17 protein-coding genes are annotated in these 18218 nt (G+C 71.0%); 7 read left to right on the top strand and 10 right to left on the bottom strand.

Features of this window, described 5'->3' with window-relative positions; all coding sequences use genetic code 11:
• Positions 1 to 81: 81 nt before the first annotated feature.
• Positions 82 to 768 (bottom strand): DUF402 domain-containing protein, encoded by a 687-nt coding sequence (locus AB0H82_RS24675; protein WP_362996167.1) that lies wholly within the window; start codon positions 766 to 768, stop codon positions 82 to 84.
• Positions 769 to 810: 42 nt separating this feature from the next.
• Positions 811 to 2223 (bottom strand): class II fumarate hydratase, encoded by a 1413-nt coding sequence (locus AB0H82_RS24670; protein WP_362996165.1) that lies wholly within the window; start codon positions 2221 to 2223, stop codon positions 811 to 813.
• A gap of 206 nt (positions 2224 to 2429) precedes the next feature.
• On the opposite strand from AB0H82_RS24670, the gene AB0H82_RS24665 reads away from it, so the two are divergent.
• Positions 2430 to 3896, top strand: coding sequence for a ricin-type beta-trefoil lectin domain protein (locus AB0H82_RS24665; RefSeq protein ID WP_362996239.1), 1467 nt, complete (start codon positions 2430 to 2432; stop codon positions 3894 to 3896).
• 93 nt (positions 3897 to 3989) lie between these two features.
• Here the strand turns inward: AB0H82_RS24665 and AB0H82_RS24660 are convergent, their stop codons facing one another.
• Positions 3990 to 5657 (bottom strand): fumarate hydratase, encoded by a 1668-nt coding sequence (locus AB0H82_RS24660; RefSeq protein ID WP_362996237.1) that lies wholly within the window; start codon positions 5655 to 5657, stop codon positions 3990 to 3992.
• A 205-nt stretch (positions 5658 to 5862) separates the two neighbouring features.
• Between AB0H82_RS24660 and AB0H82_RS24655 the strand changes: the two genes are divergently transcribed.
• Together AB0H82_RS24655 and AB0H82_RS24650 are read left to right on the top strand one after the other, a co-directional pair.
• Positions 5863 to 6519, top strand: coding sequence for a DUF1707 domain-containing protein (locus AB0H82_RS24655; protein WP_362996163.1), 657 nt, complete (start codon positions 5863 to 5865; stop codon positions 6517 to 6519).
• A 127-nt stretch (positions 6520 to 6646) separates the two neighbouring features.
• Positions 6647 to 7060 carry a WhiB family transcriptional regulator gene (locus AB0H82_RS24650; RefSeq protein ID WP_362996161.1) on the top strand — a complete coding sequence of 138 codons (414 nt, stop codon included), beginning with the start codon at positions 6647 to 6649 and terminating at the stop codon, positions 7058 to 7060.
• Between the two features lie 116 nt (positions 7061 to 7176).
• Here the strand turns inward: AB0H82_RS24650 and glpX are convergent, their stop codons facing one another.
• The gene (gene glpX / locus AB0H82_RS24645) at positions 7177 to 8208 is read right to left on the bottom strand and encodes a class II fructose-bisphosphatase (RefSeq protein ID WP_127909988.1); all 1032 of its coding nucleotides are present in this window, start codon (positions 8206 to 8208) and stop codon (positions 7177 to 7179) included.
• 127 nt (positions 8209 to 8335) lie between these two features.
• Between glpX and AB0H82_RS24640 the strand changes: the two genes are divergently transcribed.
• Positions 8336 to 8854, top strand: a complete 519-nt coding sequence (locus AB0H82_RS24640) for a DUF4245 domain-containing protein (protein WP_362996159.1) — start codon at positions 8336 to 8338, stop codon at positions 8852 to 8854.
• Between the two features lie 81 nt (positions 8855 to 8935).
• Here AB0H82_RS24640 and AB0H82_RS24635 read toward each other — a convergent pair whose 3' ends face one another.
• The 4 genes from AB0H82_RS24635 to AB0H82_RS24620 form a co-directional block, all read right to left on the bottom strand.
• Positions 8936 to 9526, bottom strand: coding sequence for a malonic semialdehyde reductase (locus AB0H82_RS24635; RefSeq protein WP_362996157.1), 591 nt, complete (start codon positions 9524 to 9526; stop codon positions 8936 to 8938).
• Between the two features lie 167 nt (positions 9527 to 9693).
• A complete protein-coding gene (locus tag AB0H82_RS24630; RefSeq protein ID WP_362996155.1) occupies positions 9694 to 9972 on the bottom strand; it encodes an exodeoxyribonuclease VII small subunit in 279 nt (92 codons plus the stop codon).
• Positions 9973 to 9981: 9 nt separating this feature from the next.
• A complete protein-coding gene (xseA, locus tag AB0H82_RS24625; RefSeq protein WP_362996153.1) occupies positions 9982 to 11190 on the bottom strand; it encodes an exodeoxyribonuclease VII large subunit in 1209 nt (402 codons plus the stop codon).
• 457 nt (positions 11191 to 11647) lie between these two features.
• Positions 11648 to 13003 carry an APC family permease gene (locus tag AB0H82_RS24620; RefSeq protein ID WP_362996235.1) on the bottom strand — a complete coding sequence of 452 codons (1356 nt, stop codon included), beginning with the start codon at positions 13001 to 13003 and terminating at the stop codon, positions 11648 to 11650.
• 242 nt (positions 13004 to 13245) lie between these two features.
• On the opposite strand from AB0H82_RS24620, the gene AB0H82_RS24615 reads away from it, so the two are divergent.
• Together AB0H82_RS24615 and ppgK are read left to right on the top strand one after the other, a co-directional pair.
• Complete coding sequence (locus AB0H82_RS24615) at positions 13246 to 14238, top strand: 4-hydroxy-3-methylbut-2-enyl diphosphate reductase (protein ID WP_362996151.1); 993 nt, start codon at positions 13246 to 13248, stop codon at positions 14236 to 14238.
• 41 nt (positions 14239 to 14279) lie between these two features.
• Positions 14280 to 15020: a polyphosphate--glucose phosphotransferase gene (gene ppgK, locus AB0H82_RS24610; RefSeq protein WP_362996149.1), complete on the top strand. Its 741-nt coding sequence runs from the start codon at positions 14280 to 14282 to the stop codon at positions 15018 to 15020.
• 30 nt (positions 15021 to 15050) lie between these two features.
• Here ppgK and AB0H82_RS24605 read toward each other — a convergent pair whose 3' ends face one another.
• A complete protein-coding gene (locus tag AB0H82_RS24605) occupies positions 15051 to 15605 on the bottom strand; it encodes a DUF6542 domain-containing protein (protein WP_362996147.1) in 555 nt (184 codons plus the stop codon).
• Positions 15606 to 15927: 322 nt separating this feature from the next.
• On the opposite strand from AB0H82_RS24605, the gene ychF reads away from it, so the two are divergent.
• Positions 15928 to 17016, top strand: a complete 1089-nt coding sequence (ychF, locus tag AB0H82_RS24600) for a redox-regulated ATPase YchF (RefSeq protein WP_362996146.1) — start codon at positions 15928 to 15930, stop codon at positions 17014 to 17016.
• Positions 17017 to 17106: 90 nt separating this feature from the next.
• Here ychF and AB0H82_RS24595 read toward each other — a convergent pair whose 3' ends face one another.
• Positions 17107 to 18216 (bottom strand): hypothetical protein, encoded by a 1110-nt coding sequence (locus AB0H82_RS24595; RefSeq protein WP_362996144.1) that lies wholly within the window; start codon positions 18214 to 18216, stop codon positions 17107 to 17109.
• Between the last annotated feature and the right edge of the window lie 2 nt (positions 18217 to 18218).

The raw sequence follows: 18218 nt of genomic DNA, 5'->3' as shown, positions 1-18218 counted from the left end.
CGCGCAGACCCACGGAGTTGCTGTTGCGCGCCCTTGCGGAGGACGATCCTACGTTTGAACCGCAGGGGCGCATCAAGGGTCTCACGACGAGACATGCGCGGGCGTACGGTCCCAGTCATCCGGAAGGGGCGGTACGACCCAGGACGGATCGGGGCGCCAGTGCTGCCAGCCGTCCGAAAACGGTGCCCCCCATTCGGCGATCACGTCGAGCGCGGCCCGGCCCGCCGCGCGTACCTCAGCGGCCTTTTCCGCGTCCATCAGGCCCACCCTGCGGGCCTGGGCGAACTCGTCCTCGTCGTGCCAGCGCCAGCTGCGGTCCGGGCGCACGGAGATGTCCAGAAAGTGATCCTCGGAGTCGACGCCGCCGGCCCACCGGGCGCGCGGCTCCTCCAGGTTCACGTACCAGTTCTTGAACCGCCATCCCGGGTCCCAGAACAGCCAGACCGACCAGGGGTCGCCGGGCCGCGCGAGTTTGAGGACGCCGGTGCCGAACCAGCGGTCCCTGCGGACGACGCGCGGCTTGGTGTAGCGGGTGGCGAGCGGCTCGCGGTGCAGGGGCGTCCCGTCGGCGATCACCGGCTTCACGCATTCGGTGCCGGGCGCCATCCACACGGCGAGCAGCTCGTCGGTGTCCCTGACGACGGTGACGGGGCGGCAGATGTGCACCCGATGGCCGGAGTTCTCCCGGTACCGCCACAGGATGTGGTCCCCGGGCGCCCACCGCACCACCCCGCCACCGGCCGCCGTCTTCCCGTCGAGGTCTGTCATGCACAGATACTAGACGCCGCCTCCACCGGGGGGCGGGCCCCGCTAGGGATGCGTCATGCGCAGGACGTCCAGCGCTTCGTCCAGCTGCTCCAGGGAGAGATCGCCCCGGTCGACATACCCGGCCTCCAGGACGACCTCACGAATCGTCTTCCGCTCGGCCAAGGAGCGCTTCGCGACCTTCGCCGCCTCCTCGTACCCGATGTACTTGTTCAGCGGCGTCACGACGGACGGCGACGACTCGGCGTACTCGCGCGCCCGCTCGCGGTTGGCGGTGATGCCGTCGACGGTCCGGTCGGCGAGCAGCCGGGACACGTTGGCGAGCAGCCGGACGGACTCCAGTACGTTCTTGGCGATGACCGGCAGCATCACGTTCAGCTCGAAGTTGCCCGCCGCGCCCGCCGCCGCGACCGTCGCGTCGTTGCCGGTGACCTGCGCGGCGACCATCAGCGCGGCCTCCGGGATGACCGGGTTCACCTTGCCGGGCATGATCGACGAGCCGGGCTGCAGGTCCGGCAGGTTGATCTCGGCGAGGCCGGTGCGCGGGCCCGACGCCATCCACCGTAGATCGTTCGCGATCTTCGTCAGGCCGACGCCGATGGTCCGCAGCTGCCCGCTCGTCTCCACGATGCCGTCGCGCGCGCCCTGCGCCTCGAAGTGGTCGCGCGCCTCGGTGAGCGGCAGCCCCGTGGCCCGCGCGACCTCGGCGATGACGGCCGCGGAGAAGCCGGGCGGGGTGTTGATGCCGGTGCCCACGGCGGTGCCGCCGAGGGGGAGTTCCGCGAGCCGGGGGAGCGAGGCGCGCAGCCGCTCGACGCCGTACCGCACCTGCGCCGCGTAGCCGCCGAACTCCTGGCCGAGCGTCACCGGCGTCGCGTCCATGAGGTGCGTGCGCCCGGACTTCACGACGTCCGCGAACTCCTCGGCCTTGCGCTCCAGGGCGGCGGCGAGGTGCTCAAGGGCGGGGATCAGGTCGTTGCTGACCGCGCCCGTCGCCGCGATGTGGATCGAGGACGGGAAGACGTCGTTGGAGGACTGCGAGGCGTTGACGTGGTCGTTGGGGTGGACGTCGCGGCCGAGCCGTTCCGTCGCGAGCGTAGCCAGGACCTCGTTGGTGTTCATGTTGGACGACGTGCCGGAGCCGGTCTGGAAGACGTCGACGGGGAAGTGGTCGTCCCAGCGTCCTTCGGCGACCTCGGCCGCCGCGTCCGCGATCGCCCCGGCGATGTCCTTGTCGAGCACCCCGAGCTCTGCGTTGACCTTGGCGGCGGCCGCCTTGATCTGTGCGAGGGCGGCGATGTGGGCGCGCTCCAGGACCTGCCCGGAGACGGGGAAGTTCTCCACCGCGCGCTGGGTCTGGGCACGCCACTTGGCGTGCGCGGGGACCCGCACCTCGCCCATGGAGTCGTGCTCGGTCCGGTACTCGCCGGTGCGGTCGTCGCTGGCGTCGCTGGTCATGCCCTGAACCTACCTCTCCGCTCAAACCCCGTGAAAAGTTGAGCACTTGTCTTGTTCCAGGTATTCCCAAGCCTGCTACCCACCAGTAAAAACCCTGGGTAACACCACACCGGGGAGGCGCAATGGAGCGCATCAGACACAGTGGCCGAAACAGCGGCCGGAGGCGCCTGCGAGGTTCGTTCGCGGCAGCCGTCGCGATGGCGGCGATGCTCGGCACGGCGGCGGCCTTACCCGCGCAGGCGGCGGACGGCAGCGACGCGCGGGCGGCCGCCGCCACCCCGCTGCCGCCCGAGCTGGAGAAGATCCGTGCGGCGGAGGCCACCAAGCTCTACGGCAGCCCGGCCGAGCGCCCCATGGCCGACCGCAAGACCGGCCTGATCTCGCTCGGCGACAGCGAGATCTCCGGCGAGGGCGTCGGCCGTTACGAACCGGGCACGGACGGCCCCGACAACTGGTGCCACCGCTCGCCGGACGCCGCGATCCACCGCACCGGCATCCCGGCCGACGTCACGTACAACGTCGCCTGCTCGGGCGCGCAGACCGTCAACATCAGGATCGGCGGCCAGAAGCAGTACGCCGACGAGCTGGTGCAGAGCGACAGCCTCGCCATCAAGGCGCGCAACACGAAGATCAAGACGATCCTGCTCGTCATCGGCGCCAACGACGACCTGCAGTTCGCCCCGGTGATGACGGACTGCGTCACCCGCTACCTGCTCAGCCAGGGCCCCTGTGCCGGCAAGTACGACGACGGCTGGCAGGCGCGCGTCGACGCCCTCGTGCCCAAGGTCGAGCAGTCCATCCGCGACCTGAAGACCGTCATGAAGGACGCGGGCTACCAGGAGGGCGACTACAAGCTCGTCGCCATGGGCTACCCGAGTCCGATCGGACCGGACTTCCGCGACAACCCGGACTTCCCCGGCAAGCTCGCCTGCGGCGGCCTCGGCTACGACTCCGACACCGAGTGGGGCCGCAACATCGCGGTGCCCGCCTTCGAGACCGGCATGCGCAGGGCCGCGCGGAACGCCGGCGCGACCTACCTCGACAACTCGCGCCTCTTCCACGGCCACGAGGTGTGCATGGAGGACACCTGGGCGCGCGGTCTCTACGTGGACCTGTCCAACCCGTTCCCGCCGGACTCCAACTCGGTCCGCCAGTCCTTCCACCCCAACGCCCGCGGCCACGCCGCCTTCGCGTCCTGCCTCACCCAGATCAACGCCTCCGGCGCGCGCGAGGCCGGTTGCGCGGACCCGGCGAGCACGGGCAGCCCGAAGCTGTACGAGCTGGCGTGGGACGACGCGTTCAAGCCCCTGAAGAACGAGGCCACCGGCGCCTGCGTCGACGTCGACGCCTCGAAGAGCCGCAACGGCACCAAGGTCCAGGGCTGGGACTGCACCGGCAACCGCAACCAGACCTGGTGGTACGACGGTGCGCGCGGGTCCCTGCACACCGGACTGACCCAGGACCGCTGCCTGGACGTGCCCGACGGCTCGTACAAGGAAGGCGCGGCGGTCACCCTGTGGAACTGCCACGGAGGCGGCAACCAGAAGTTCGTCCGTGAGGCCGGGACGCTGCGGCCCGCCGCCGCGAACGGGCTCTGCCTGACCCTCGCTGGGGGCAAGGAGCCGGTGCGGCTCCAGAAGTGCACGGGGGCTGCGAACCAGCGGTTCGCGTAGGGCCTTCGGGGGACTGCGCGGACTGCCTCCGCGGGCGCGTTGTGGCTTGTCGCGCAGTTCCCCGCGCCCCTGACGGGGCGCCCCGCCCCGGCGCTACGCCAGGCCAGGCCCCCGCACCGGAATGTGTGTGAACGTCGGCTCGGGGGCCGGGTTCTGGAAGAAGTCGTTGCCCTTGTCGTCGACGACGATGAAGGCCGGGAAGTCCTCGACCTCGATCTTCCAGACCGCCTCCATGCCGAGCTCTTCGTACTCGACGACCTCGACCTTCTTGATGCAGTCCTGCGCGAGGCGCGCGGCCGGGCCGCCGATCGAGCCGAGGTAGAAGCCGCCGTGCGCGTCACAGGCGTCGGTGACCTGCTGGGAGCGGTTGCCCTTGGCGAGCATCACCTTGGAGCCGCCCGCCGCCTGGAACTGCTCCACGTAGGAGTCCATGCGGCCGGCCGTCGTCGGGCCGAAGGAGCCGGACGCGTAGCCCTCGGGGGTCTTCGCGGGACCGGCGTAGTACACCGGGTGGTCCTTCAGGTACTGCGGCATCTCCTCGCCCGCGTCGAGCCGCTCCTTGATCTTGGCGTGCGCGATGTCGCGGGCCACCACGAGGGGGCCGGTGAGCGAGAGGCGGGTCTTCACCGGGTGCTTGGTGAGCTCGGCGAGGATGGCGTCCATGGGCTGGTTGAGGTCGATCTTGACGACGTCCGCCGATTCGTCCAGGTGCTCGTCCGTGGTCTCCGGCAGGAACCGCGCCGGGTCCGTCTCCAGCTGCTCAAGGAAGACGCCCTCGGCGGTGATCTTCGCGGTGGCCTGGCGGTCGGCCGAGCAGGAGACGGCGATCGCGACGGGCAGCGAGGCGCCGTGGCGCGGCAGGCGCACCACGCGGACGTCGTGGCAGAAGTACTTGCCGCCGAACTGCGCGCCGATGCCGATCTTCTGCGTCAGCTCGAAGACCTTCTCTTCGAGTTCCTTGTCCCGGAAGCCGTGCCCGGTGGGCGAACCCTCGGCGGGCAGCTCGTCGAGGTAGTGCGCGGAGGCGTACTTCGCGGTCTTCAGGGCGAATTCGGCGCTGGTGCCGCCGACGACGATCGCCAGGTGGTACGGCGGGCAGGCGGCCGTACCGAGGGAACGAATCTTCTCCTCCAGGAACTTCATCATGGAGGCCTCGTTCAGGACGGCCTTCGTCTCCTGGTAGAGGAACGACTTGTTGGCGGAGCCGCCGCCCTTGGCCATGAAGAGGAACTTGTAGGCGCCGCCGTCCGTGGCGTACAGCTCGATCTGCGCCGGGAGGTTGGAGCCGGTGTTCTTCTCCTCCCACATGGTGAGGGGAGCCATCTGCGAGTAGCGCAGGTTCAGCTTCGTGTACGCGTCGTAGATGCCCTTGGAGAGCGCCTTCTCGTCCTCACCTTCGGTGAGGACGTTCTGGCCGCGCTTGCCCATGACGATGGCGGTGCCGGTGTCCTGGCACATGGGGAGCACGCCCGCCGCCGCGATGTTCGCGTTCTTCAACAGGTCCAGCGCCACGAACTTGTCGTTCGACGACGCCTCGGGGTCGTCGACGATGCGCCGCAGCTGGGCCAGGTGCGCGGGCCGCAGATAGTGCTGGATGTCGTGGATCGCCTCGGCGGCGAGCTTGCGCAGCGCCTCCGGGTCGACCTTGAGGAACGTCCGCCCGTCGGCCTCGAAGGTGGAGACACCCTCGGAGGTCACCAGCCGGTACGGGGTGGTGTCCTCTCCCAGCGGGAGCAGATCGGAGTACTCAAACGCCGGGATGGGTGGGCGGGGGCTAACAGACATTACGGCCATTCCTCACTCGGCAGACAGCGGCGCGGCCTCCATTGGCGACGCGCCAACCAGCGTAGAACGCGCCCGGCGGACCGTTCCTGTGAGGTAAGGCTCAGTAGAGGCGTGCACCAAGAGGCGATAGACGCGATACAGGGGCTAGTCGCGATCTATCGCGTTTGGGTACGCTGCTTCCGTGGACCTCCAAAAGCAGCCTCCAGTGCTCCGCGCATCCGACGCCGACCGGGACCGCACGGCGGACATCCTCCGCGACGCCCTGGCCGAGGGCCGCCTGACCGCCGAGGAACACTCCGAGCGGATCGACGGGGTCTACCGCGCCAAGACCACCGCCGAGCTTGAGCCGCTGATCAGGGACCTGCCCGCGGGGCACGACCAGGCGGCCGCCCGGGGGCGCGCGCCGGAGCCCGCGCCGGCCAGGCCGTCCCCCGGAGCCGTCCCGCCGGTCGCGGACGAGAACCTCGTGGCGGTGCTCAGCGGCTCGGTGCGCAGGGGCCGCTGGCGGGTGGCCCGCCGCACCCACGCGTACGCGATCCTCGGCAGCGTCGAGATCGACCTGAGCGAGGCGATCTTCGAGCAGCGCCAGGTGGTCATCAAGGCCGTCGCGCTCTTCGGCTCGGTCGAGATCCGCGTCCCGGAGAACGTGTCGCTGCGCGGCACCGGCACCGGCGTCCTCGGCAGCTTCGAGGTGGACACGCTGGACTCCCCGGACCAGGACGCCCCCGTCGTCTATGTGGACGGCTTCGCGGTCCTCGGCAGCATCGAGGCGCGGCCCACGCGCGGCAAACTCGTCCGCGACCTGCACCGGCGCGTGCGCAAGCACCTCGGGCACTGACGGCGCACGGGCCGGCACGGGGAGGCCGGGCTTCCGGACATCGGAACTCAGTGCATAGGCGCGCACACAGCGGGTAGAGCTTGCTGCATCGTCTCTCGCTCGCGAAGCCGTCGTCAGGAGTAGACCCGTGCTGCAACCGTCGCGTCAGTCTCTGCAGGTCGCCGCCGTTCCGGGCGATGGGGTATCCCCTGCACGAGCGGAGTCGAGTGCTCGGGGAAGGGTGCCCGTGCGAGATCGGGACGATGACGCTCCATGGCACACCGAAGCCGTGTGCCGTCGTGACGAGGCGGGACTGTTCTTCGCCCCGTCCAAGGAGCCGACCGCGGCGCGGCTCTCCCGGGAGGAGGCGGCCAAGCGCGTCTGCGCCCGCTGTCCCGTGATGGTCGAATGCCGCGAGCACGCCCTCCTGCAACCCGAGCCGTACGGCGTGTGGGGCGGCCTCACCGCCGCCGAGCGCCGCGTGGTCCTGGCGCGCCGGCGCAGGCGCGACCTGGAGCTGCAGAAGACGGCACACGCGGCGGGCATCGCCGCGGCGGGCTAGCCCCTCCGGGCCCCCGCATTCATGCAGCTACGCCGAAGGGGGCGTCCCCCGCACGGGACGCCCCCTTCGACGTATGGACTCTCGACGTATGGCCTCTTGCGCTCCGGGCTGCTCGGCTACTTCGCCCGGTCGAAGTCGATCGCGCTGTACGCGCGCAGCTTCGAGAGCCGGTGGTCGGAGTCGATCTTGCGGATCGTGCCCGACTTGGAGCGCATGACCAGCGACGACGTCGAGGCGGTGGCCGCGCGGTAGCGGACGCCCTGGAGCAGTTCGCCGTCGGTGATGCCGGTCGCGACGAAGAAGACGTTGTCGCCCTTGACCAGGTCGTCGGTGGAGAGCGTGCGGTCCAGGTCGTGGCCCGCGTCGAGGGCGCGCTGGCGCTCCGCGTCGTCCTTGGGCCACAGCTTGCCCTGGATGACGCCGCCCAGGCACTTGATCGCGCACGCGGAGATGATGCCCTCGGGGGTGCCGCCGATGCCCATGAGCAGGTCGACGCCGGTGCCCTCGCGGACGGCCATGACCGACCCTGCGACGTCGCCGTCGGAGATGAACTTGATGCGGGCGCCGGTCTCGCGGATCTCCTTGACGATGCCCTCGTGGCGGGGGCGGTCCAGGATCATGACCGTGACGTCCTCGGGCGAGGAGTTCTTGGCCTTGGCGACGCGGCGGATGTTGACCGAGGCGGGTGCGTTGATGTCCACGTAGTCCGCGGCCTCGGGGCCGGTGACCAGCTTGTCCATGTAGAACACGGCGGACGGGTCGAACATGGCGCCGCGGTCGGCGGCGGCCAGCACGGCGATCGCGTTCGGCATGCCCTTCGCGGTCAGCGTCGTGCCGTCGATCGGGTCGACGGCGATGTCGACCTCGGCGCCGGTGCCGTCGCCGATGCGCTCTCCGTTGAAGAGCATCGGGGCTTCGTCCTTCTCGCCCTCGCCGATGACGACGACGCCGTTCATGGAGACGGTGTGGACGAGGGTCCGCATGGCCCTGACCGCGGCGCCGTCCGCGCCGTTCTTGTCGCCGCGGCCGACCCAGCGGCCCGCGGCCATGGCGGCCGCCTCGGTGACCCGGACGAGCTCCAGGGCGAGGTTGCGGTCGGGAGCCTCGGGGGAGACCTCTAGCTCGGACGGAAGATGATGCTCGGTCATCGGGACGCACCTCTCTGCTGATACGACGACGGCCGGATGAGGGATTGTGACGACTCTATCCGTAGGTCGACAAAATGAGCAGAGGGGCCCACGCATGAGCGGACCGGGCGCCTGAGAACATGGGGGCGTGGCAGGAAGACAAGGCACTCAGACCGTCAAGAACATGCTGTGGTCGTTGGTGGTGATCGCGCTCGCCGCGGGCGTGATCTACATCTTCATCCCGCACAACGAGTCCAAGAGCTCCGTGAAGCGGGTGGACTACCGCGTGGAGCTCCTGACGGCCCGCCGGGCCGCGGAGTACCCGGTGGCGGCGCCCGAGGGCCTGGCCAAGGCGTGGAAGCCGACGTCCGTGCGGTTCAACGGCGTGGACCACGACGCGTGGCACCTGGGCTTCCTCGACCCGGACGAGGAGTACGTCGCGATCGAGCAGTCGACGGAGAAGCCGTCCGCCTTCATCAAGAGGGTCACGCAGGGCGCCGCGAAGTCGGAGGCCGCCGAGGAGATCGGCGGCCGCACCTGGCAGCGGTACGAGGGCTCGAAGTACGACGCCCTGGTGATCGAGGGGGAGGGCGCCACGACGGTGGTCACGGGCACGGCGTCCTTCGATCGGCTGGCGAAGATGGCGGAGTCACTGAAGATGTCCTGAACCACCTGGCCGCAGACACTGGCCGCAGACGCGTGAAAGGGCCCCCGGCGGTGTGCCGGGGGCCCTTTCGCGTGCCGTGCGTCAGACCGTCGTGACGACGTCCTCGTAGGCCAGGCGCGGGGAGCGCGGGAACCAGGCGTCGTCGCCCGGCTTGCCGATGTTGACGACCATCAGCGGGGTGTGGTCGTCGTCCAGGAACTCCTTCTGGACGCCGGCGTAGTCGAAGCCGGTCATCGGGCCCGCGGCCAGACCGGCGGCGCGCACGCCGACGATGAAGTAGCCGGCCTGCAGCGTGGCGTTGACCAGCGCGGCCTGCTCGCGGACCGGGCGCTCCGCGAAGAAGACGTCCTTGGCCTGCGGGAAGTGCGGGAACAGGGCGGGGAGCTCGTTGTGGAACTCGTTGTCCGCGGAGAGGATCGCGACGAGCGGCGCGGCGGCCGTCTTCGGGCGGTTGCCCTCCGCCATGTGCTGGACCAGGCGCTCGCGTGCCTCGGGGGAGCGGACCAGGGTGACGCGCAGCGGCGACTGGTTGAAGGCGGTCGGGCCGTACTTGACCAGGTCGTAGATCGCCTGGACCTGCTCCTCGGTGACCGGCTCGTCCGTGAAGGTGTTCGCGGTGCGGGCCTCGCGGAAGAGCAGGTCCTGGGCGGCGGGGTCAAGGGCGAGAGACATGGATCAACCTTCTTCGACGTACGGGGTGTGTCTGCCGGCCCGTTTCCGGGCTCGTGCAACGACAGTACGCCGCCACTGTTCAACTTTCAACCAAAACTGGAGTTGGGTGATCCGGTTCACAAACAGCAGGTCAGGACGGTTTTGCCACAGGCGTGCCGCTCTCCGCCTCAGACCTGGCCGTCGGCGCCCGGGTCTGCTCCCGTGCCGTCGTCCGTCTCGGGACCCGCCAGGGCCGCGTCGAGCCGGGCGCGGGCGCCGTCCAGCCAGCGCCGGCAGATCTTCGCCAGCTCCTCGCCGCGCTCCCACAGGGCGAGCGACTCCTCCAGGGTCGTCCCGCCGGTCTCCAGGCGGCGTACGACCTCGATCAGCTCGTCCCGCGCCTGCTCGTAGCCGAGCGCGTCCGCGGCGTCGGCGGCGTCCGTGGCCCGGTCCGTGTTGCTGGTCATGCGCCCACCCTAATGGTCGACTCGTACGGTGAATTCTCCCTCGGCCACGCGCGCCCTCAACTCGTCGTCGGGGCCCACCTCGGCCGGGGCCCGGACGACCGCGCCGTCCGGTTTCTGCAGCACCGCGTACCCCCTCTGGAGGGTCGCGGCGGGGGAGAGGCCCACCACGCGCGCGTGCGTGTGCGTCAGCTCCGAGGCCGCCCGGTCGAGGAGGTGCCCGAGCGTGCGGCGGCTGCGGTCGACGAGCGCCGCGACCTGCTCCTCGCGCTCCTCCACCATGCGGTGCGGGTGCTCCATGGACGGGCGGCCCAGCGCGTGCGCGAGACCGCGGGTCTCCCGGTCCAGGAAGGCGTCCATGCTGCGCCGGGCGCGGTCCCGGAGCCACTGCACGCGCTCGTACTCCTCGCCGACGTCCGGCACGACCTTCTTGGCGGCGTCGGTGGGCGTCGAGGCGCGCAGGTCCGCCACGTGGTCGAGGAGCGGATTGTCCGGCTCGTGGCCGATCGCCGAGACGACCGGCGTACGGCACGCGGCCACCGCGCGCACCAGCTGCTCGTCCGAGAACGGCAGCAGATCCTCCACGCTGCCGCCGCCGCGCGCCACGATGATCACGTCGACGCCGACGTGGGCGTCCAGGTCCTTCAGGGCCTGCACGACCTGCGGCACCGCGTGCACTCCCTGGACGGGGACGTTGCGCACCTCGAAGCGGACGGCGGGCCAGCGGTGGCGCGCGTTCTCCAGGACGTCCCGCTCGGCGGCCGAGGCGCGGCCCGTCACCAGGCCGATGAGCTGCGGCAGGAAGGGCAGCGCCTTCTTGCGCTCGGGCGCGAAGAGGCCCTCCGCGCCGAGGCTCTTCTTCAGCTGCTCGATCCGCGCGAGCAGCTCGCCGACGCCGACCGGCTTTATCTCGGCGGCCCGCAGCGACAGCTGTCCCCGCCGCTCGTACCACTCCGGTTTGGCGCGTACGACGACGCGGGCGCCCTCGGAGACGACGTCCGCCACCGCGTCGAACACCTGGCGGTAACAGGTGACGCTCACCGAGATGTCGTGGGACGGGTCGCGCAGCGTCATGAAGACGACGCCGGCGCCGGGTCTGCGGGACAGCTGCGTGATCTGTCCCTCGACCCAGATGGCACCGAGCCGGTCGATCCACCCGCCGATGAGCCGGGACACCTCCCCTACGGGGAGGGGGGCGTCCGCGGAGGTATTGAGAGGCATGCGCCGAGCGTAGTCGGGCCGCTCGGCCTTTGGCGGTGCTGTGCCTGGCGCGGGGGCCTGTGTGGGTGTCTGCCTCTGCCATTGCCTCTGCCTCTGCCGGGTGCGGGGCGTCTGTGGCTGGCCGCGCAGTTCCCCGCGCCCCTGGGGGGGCCGGGCCGGTTCCTGATGTGCGGGTTGTTCTTGGCTGGTCGCGCAGTTCCCCGCGCCCCTGGGAAGACTTCGGCCGGCCCCGTGGGTGGGGCGCCCCGGCAGGGGCATCAGGGGCGCGGGGAACTGCGCGCTCAGCCCCCACCGGCCGGCAGACGCAGTCCGGACCGGGCCACCCCAGGGGCGCGGGGAACTGCGCGCTCAACCCCCACCGGCCGGTACACGCTGTCCGAGCCGAGCCACCCCAGGGGCGCGGGGAACTGCGCGACCGGCCGGGGACGGCCCGCAGGCGTGCGGGAGAGGCGGTGCGCTACGCCTTTTCTGCTCCGGAGCCGGAGGAGGCGGAGGGGCCAGAGGAGGCGGAGGGGCCAGAGGAGGCGGAGGGGCCAGAGGAGGCGGAGGGGCCGAGGTCCGTGTCGCGTCCCGTGCCCTGGGCCGCAAGCACCACCAACCCCACCGCCAGCCACACCGCCCCCACCACCTGCGCGGAGCCCGAGGCCTCCCAGATGACCGCCACCACGATCGCCGCCCCCAGGACGGGGATGAGGACGTGGCGCCACCAGGAGAAGACCGCGTCGCGGTGGCGCAGCGCGAACCAGCCCACCACGCTCGCGTGCAGCAGCAGGAACGCCGTCAGGGCGCCGATGTCGACCACCGACACCAGGTGGTCCATGCCGTCGTCCCTGCGGGCCGCCCACACCGCGGCCACCAGCGTCACCACCGCCGCGCACAGCAGCGCGACCCGCGGCGTACCGGAGTACGTCTTCGCCAGGACCCCCGGCAGCCGCCGGGCCCGTGCCATCGCGAAGAGCAGCCGCCCCGCCGCCGCCTGCCCCGCCAGCGCCGCGAACGCCGCGCCGATCGCCTTGCTGACGGCCACCAGGTCGTGCAGCCACGACCCGGCGGCCGAGTCCACGGAGTCGTAGAAGGCCGTGCCCTGCTTGCCGGGGTCCGCCGCGAGCTCGGCCGACGACAGCGGCTCCAGGAGCGCCACCAGATACGTCTGGGCGACGAACAGCACGCCCGCGAGCGCCAGACAGAACAGCACCGCCCGCGCGACCTTCGCCGAACCGCCCGTCACCTCCTCGGCGAAGGACGCGATGGCGTCGAAGCCCAGGTAGGAGAGGACGGCGATCGACACCGCGCCCACCACCGCCGACAGCGCGAACGCCCCCTGCGAGCCGTCACCGGTCAGCGGCGAGAGCCAGTCCCGCTGCGCCCCGTCGCGGACCAGCACCACCACGGCCGCCACCACGAAGACCAGCAGCACCACGACTTCCATCGCGAGCACCGCGAAGCCCACCCGCGCCGCCGTCCGCACGCCCCACAGGTTCAGCGCGGTCGTGATGAGCACCGCGAGGGCCGTCCACACCCACCGGGACACCGACGGCACCAGCGAGTTCATGGCGATCCCGGAGAAGAGGTAGGCGACCGCCGGGATGAGGAGGTAGTCGAGCATCGCCATCCACCCGGCGATGAACCCGGGCCCCTTGCCGAGCCCCGCGCGCGCGTAGGCGAAGACGGACCCCGCCTGGGGGACCACCCGCACCATCTGGGCGTAGCTGAATGCGGTGAACGCCATGGCGACCGTGGCGATCAGATAGACGAGGGCGACCGCGCCGTGCGACTTCGCGTCGAGCGTCCCGAAGACGCCGACCGGCGCCATGGGGGCGATGAAGAGCAGTCCGTAGACGACGAGGTCCCGGAAGCCGAGACTGCGCCGCAGCCCGTCACCCCGGGAGGGCTCGGCTTCCCCCGCGGGCTCGGCGTGGGCTCCCGTACTGGCGGACTGTCCGGACATGGTGCCTCCGTGCCTCCGTGGAGCGCCGTAAGAGCGACGCGTAGATCAACGCAGGTCCCCAGTCTCCCCAACCGGGCGATCTTTGACGCGCTGGACGCGGCCTTACGATGGTGTGCATGACTGCTACGCCTGGCTCCCGCCGTGTCCTGCTCGCCGCTCCCCGTGGCTACTGCGCGGGCGTGGACCGTGCCGTGATCGCCGTCGAGAAGGCCCTGGAGCAGTACGGGGCCCCGATCTACGTCCGCCACGAGATCGTCCACAACAAATACGTGGTGCAGACCCTGGAGAAGAAGGGCGCCATCTTCGTCGACCAGACGGCGGAGGTCCCCGAGGGCTCCATCGTCATGTTCTCCGCGCACGGCGTCGCGCCGACCGTCCACGCGGAGGCCGCCGAGCGCAGGCTCGCCACCATCGACGCGACGTGCCCGCTGGTCACGAAGGTCCACAAGGAAGCGGTCAGGTTCGCCAAGGAGGACTACGACATCCTCCTCATCGGGCACGAGGGCCACGAGGAAGTCATCGGTACGTCGGGTGAGGCGCCCGACCACATCACGCTGGTCGACGGCCCCGAGGACGTCGCGAACGTCGAGGTCCGCGACCCGGACAAGGTCGTCTGGCTCTCCCAGACCACACTCTCCGTGGACGAGACCATGGAGACCGTCGACGCCCTGAAGGGCAAGTTCCCGAACCTCCTCTCGCCCCCCAGCGACGACATCTGCTACGCCACGCAGAACCGCCAGACCGCGGTGAAGAAGCTCGCCGAGGACGCGGAACTGGTCATCGTCGTCGGCTCCAAGAACTCCTCGAACTCCATCCGCATGGTCGAGGTCGCCCTGGACGCCGGCGCCGCCGCCTCGCACCTCGTCGACAACGCCGGCGAGATCGACGAGGCCTGGCTGGAGGGCGTCACCACGGTCGGCCTGACCTCGGGCGCCTCCGTGCCGGACGTCCTCGTCGACGGCGTCATCGAATGGCTCGCCGAGCGGGGCTTCGAAGACGTGGAGACGGTGAAGACCGCCGAGGAGTCCATCACCTTCTCCCTCCCCAAGGAGCTCCGCAGGGACCTGCGCGCCGAAGCGGCCGAGCTGTCCCAGCGCTGAAAGACGGGCTCCGGGAGCGCGGGCGCCGTACGGTGGGAGCCATGCAGATCTTCGGTGTGGACATCGGCGGTTCCGGGATCAAGGGCGCTCCCGTTGACCTGGATCAGGGAGACCTGACACAAGAGCGGCACAAAGTGCTGACCCCGCATCCGGCGACGCCGGAGGCCGTGGTCGACGGTGTGTGCGAGGTCGTGGAGCACTTCGGCTGGAAGGGAGCCGTCGGGGCGACGTTCCCCGGCGTGATCACGGGCGGCACGGCGCGCACCGCCGCCAACGTCGACAAGAGCTGGATCGGCAAGGACATCCGCACGCTGGTCTCCGACCGGCTCGGCGGGGTTCCCGTCACCGTCCTGAACGACGCGGACGCGGCGGGCGTCGCCGAGATGCACTTCGGCGCGGGCCGGGACCGCACCGGCACGGTCATCCTGCTCACGCTCGGCACGGGCATCGGCAGCGCGCTCTTCACGGGCGGCCGCCTCGTCCCGAACACGGAGCTCGGCCACCTTGAGCTGCACGGCCACGACGCGGAGAAGAAGGCCTCCTCCAAGGCGCGTGAGGACGAGGACCTGAGCTGGGAGCACTGGGCGCGCCGCGTACAGAAGTACCTCGCGCACGTGGAGATGCTGTTCTCCCCGGAGCTGTTCATCATCGGCGGCGGTGTGAGCCGCAAGGCGCACAAGTTCCTGCCGCTCATCGAGGGCATCTCGGCGGAGATCGTCCCGGCCCAGCTGCAGAACAACGCGGGCATCGTGGGGGCGGCGATGGCGGCGGCAGAGGCGTAGCCTCCGCGCCCGTCCCCGGCCCTCTCGCTCCTACGCGGTCGGCAGGCGCTTCCCGCGGGTCGGGCCCGAGCCGGTGCCCGGGCCCTGCGCGGGACGCTCCTGCCGCCGCTGCGCCATCAGCCTGACCTTCCGTACGGTCACGACGAGCCCGGCGACGAGCGTCCCCGCGTACAGCCAGCCGGCGTGCAGGGCCAGCGTCGTCACGAGCCCCATGAACTGGCCGCCGACCCCGCCCGTGCCCCCGGAGACGGGCAGCACGCCGGCCGCGAAGGCGATCGGCACGCTCACCGGGGCGGTGACCAGGTCGGCCGGGCGCACCCAGAGCGCGGTGAGCGTGGCCACGGGCAGGAACAGCACGCCGTACGCGACGACGGAGTCGGCCCCGACCAGCCGGAGCAGACAGGCCAGCACGAACATCACGGCCGTACAGAAGAGCCCGCTGCCCAGCCCGGTCAGCCGGGGGTTCGGCATGCGCCGCAGCGAGCGGTACAGCGTGCGGTACAGCGGTGCCCGGCGCAGGGCACGGAGGAACGGCGGGACGGGCCGGCGCGGGCGGGGCGCGGCCCGGTACACCGCGCCCGGCACGGGCCCGCCCTGCGGGGGCAGCGGTGCGGTCCGGCGCGGTGGCCGGGCCGGTGAGGCGGTCCCGGATGCGGACCGCGCGGTCTTGGGTGCGGACTGAGGGGGACGCGTCCTGTGTTGCTCCACTGGACCAACCTAGGCGGGGTACGCCGCCGATTCCGTCGCGGGACACGCCTTTGGGACGACCTTGGCCATGCGTTCGAAGCGGAGGAGACGGGCAGGCGGGGGCGGCGACGGCACGCCGTAGACTGGGGGATCGCCCCACGGTCGCTACGGCCCTCCGGGCCGTCCACCCACACAGCCCTCACGTACGGGAAGTCGCAACGTGTCGCTCACGATCGGAATCGTCGGTCTGCCCAATGTCGGCAAGTCGACCCTGTTCAACGCCCTGACCAAGAACGACGTCCTTGCGGCCAACTACCCGTTCGCCACGATCGAGCCGAACGTCGGCGTGGTGGGCGTCCCGGACCCCCGCCTGACCAAACTGGCGGAAATCTTCAGCTCCCAGAAGGTCCTCCCCGCGACGGTCGACTTCGTCGACATCGCGGGCATCGTGCGCGGCGCGAGCGAGGGCGAGGGCCTGGGCAACAAGTTCCTCGCGAACATCCGCGAGTCGGACGCGATCTGCCAGGTCATCCGCGCCTTCAAGGACGAGAACGTCGTGCACGTCGACGGCAAGGTCTCGCCCAAGGACGACATCGAGACGATCAACACCGAGCTGATCCTCGCCGACCTCCAGACGATCGAGAAGGTGCTTCCCCGCCTCCAGAAGGAGTCGCGGATCAAGAAGGACATCGCCCCGAAGGTGAAGGCGGTGGAGGAGGCCAAGGAGATCCTGGAGCGCGGCGACACGCTCTTCTCCCAGGGCATCGTCCAGGGCTCGGAGCGCACGGAGCTCCTCCACGACCTGCACCTCCTCACCACGAAGCCGTTCCTCTACGTCTTCAACGTGGACGAGGACGAGCTGACGGACGACGACTTCAAGGCGGAGCAGCGTGCGCTGGTCGCCCCTGCCGAGGCGATCTTCCTCAACGCCAAGCTGGAGGCGGACCTCGCCGAGCTCGACGACGAGGAGGCCCTCGAACTCCTCCAGTCGGTGGGCCAGGAAGAGCCCGGCCTCGCCACCCTCGCCCACGTCGGCTTCCGCACCCTCGGCCTCCAGACCTACCTCACGGCAGGCCCCAAGGAATCCCGCGCCTGGACGATCCCCCAGGGCGCCACGGCCCCCGAAGCGGCCGGTGTCATTCACACCGACTTCCAGAAGGGCTTCATCAAGGCGGAGATCATCTCCTTCGAGGACCTGGTCGAGACCGGCTCGGTCGCCGAGGCCCGCGCGAAGGGCAAGGCCCGCATGGAGGGCAAGGAGTATGTGATGCAGGACGGGGATGTGGTGGAGTTCCGCTTCAACGTGTAGTCGGCTCTCACCGCACACGATCCTTCAGCTGCTCCGAACGGCAGCGGCCCGGAGTGGCCGGAGACGGTCGCGACGACCCGTGGGACGGCATCAGTCGAAGCGCAGGATGCGGGGTGCGAACGTGTTCTCGGGGCCCGCGGCCCTGCCGACCGACCACACCGACCCCGTGCCCGGCACCGGTGCCAGCTGCATTCGCTGGGATTCGCCCTCTCCGGCCACCGTCGGCTCGTCGTAACCGGTGAACGACTGTCCGTCCCAGGCGAGGAAATCCGGTCCGGAGACGAAGGGCGGCCAGCTTCCCGGTGGGCCGTACTTCTGTGAGCGGGCCACCGAGACCCAGCCCAGCTCGCCGGAGGGGGCGGGCGCCAGCGAGGTGACCGAGCCGAAGTCGGTGGGGACGGTCACCCGGTTCCACGCCTGTCCGTCGAAGCGGACCAGGAGCGGTGGGATCGGCTTGCCGACCGGGCCGCCGACGAACCCGGCCGTGCCGCCCGCCCACACCTCCGTGTCGGAGACCGCGTAGACGCTGCCCACGGCCGCCCGCGGGAAGCCGAACACGGTCGTCTGTTCCCACGTCTTCCCGTCCCAGTGCGACACCGCCGCACCCGTGTGCGTGTCGCCCGCGGCCCAGACGTCGTCCGCCGCCTTCACGTGCAGGCCGTACACGGACCCCGGCGGCACCGGCATCTCCTGCCAGCCGGACCCGTCCCTGCGCAGCAGCGCCTGCGCGCCGGGCCGCGAACCGATCAGCCAGGTCTCGCCGCCGCCCGCCACGACCTTGGTCGGGGTGACGTCGCGCGGTGCCCGGCTCTCGCGCCAGGTCTTGCCGTCGAAGCGGAGCAGGCGCGCGCCGCCCGCCGTGTCGCGGCCGACCGCCCAGGCCTCGGTCGGTGAGGGCGCCGCGACGGACAGCAGCTCTCCCTGCCAGCCGTCGCCCGGCAGCTTCTGGCGCTGCCACGCGGTTCCGTCCCAGCGCAGGAGCAGCGGGAAGCCCGGCGCCTCGCGGCCGACGGCGTCGGTGCCCACCGCCCACGCCCGGTCGGGGCCGAACGCCACCGCCTCGTTCACCCCGGCCTGCGGGCGCACCTGCGCCGGGACCGGGACGTGCCGCCAGGCCCCGGTTTCCGCCGCGGCCGAGGACAGCACGGTCACGAGGGTCATGGCGACGGCGAGGGCCGCGACGAGAAGTCTGCGTGCCATGG

This window comes from Streptomyces sp. NPDC050732, assembly GCF_040654255.1.
Taxonomy (GTDB): domain Bacteria; phylum Actinomycetota; class Actinomycetes; order Streptomycetales; family Streptomycetaceae; genus Streptomyces.
The sequence above is the reverse complement of the archived record's forward strand: the minus strand, read 5'-3'. Positions and strand labels throughout refer to the sequence as shown.

Excerpts from the sequence above, each read along its gene's own strand:
- AB0H82_RS24675 (WP_362996167.1), bottom strand. The coding sequence starts at position 768 with ATGACAGACCTCGACGGGAAGACGGCGGCCGGTGGCGGGGTGGTGCGG.
- AB0H82_RS24670 (WP_362996165.1), bottom strand. The coding sequence starts at position 2,223 with ATGACCAGCGACGCCAGCGACGACCGCACCGGCGAGTACCGGACCGAG.
- AB0H82_RS24665 (WP_362996239.1), top strand. The coding sequence starts at position 2,430 with ATGCTCGGCACGGCGGCGGCCTTACCCGCGCAGGCGGCGGACGGCAGC.
- glpX (WP_127909988.1), bottom strand. The coding sequence starts at position 8,208 with ATGACCGAGCATCATCTTCCGTCCGAGCTAGAGGTCTCCCCCGAGGCT.
- AB0H82_RS24635 (WP_362996157.1), bottom strand. The coding sequence starts at position 9,526 with ATGTCTCTCGCCCTTGACCCCGCCGCCCAGGACCTGCTCTTCCGCGAG.
- AB0H82_RS24630 (WP_362996155.1), bottom strand. The coding sequence starts at position 9,972 with ATGACCAGCAACACGGACCGGGCCACGGACGCCGCCGACGCCGCGGAC.
- xseA (WP_362996153.1), bottom strand. The coding sequence starts at position 11,190 with ATGCCTCTCAATACCTCCGCGGACGCCCCCCTCCCCGTAGGGGAGGTG.
- AB0H82_RS24620 (WP_362996235.1), bottom strand. The coding sequence starts at position 13,003 with ATGGCGCCGGTCGGCGTCTTCGGGACGCTCGACGCGAAGTCGCACGGC.
- AB0H82_RS24615 (WP_362996151.1), top strand. The coding sequence starts at position 13,246 with ATGGTGTGCATGACTGCTACGCCTGGCTCCCGCCGTGTCCTGCTCGCC.
- ppgK (WP_362996149.1), top strand. The coding sequence starts at position 14,280 with ATGCAGATCTTCGGTGTGGACATCGGCGGTTCCGGGATCAAGGGCGCT.
- AB0H82_RS24595 (WP_362996144.1), bottom strand. The coding sequence starts at position 18,216 with ATGGCACGCAGACTTCTCGTCGCGGCCCTCGCCGTCGCCATGACCCTC.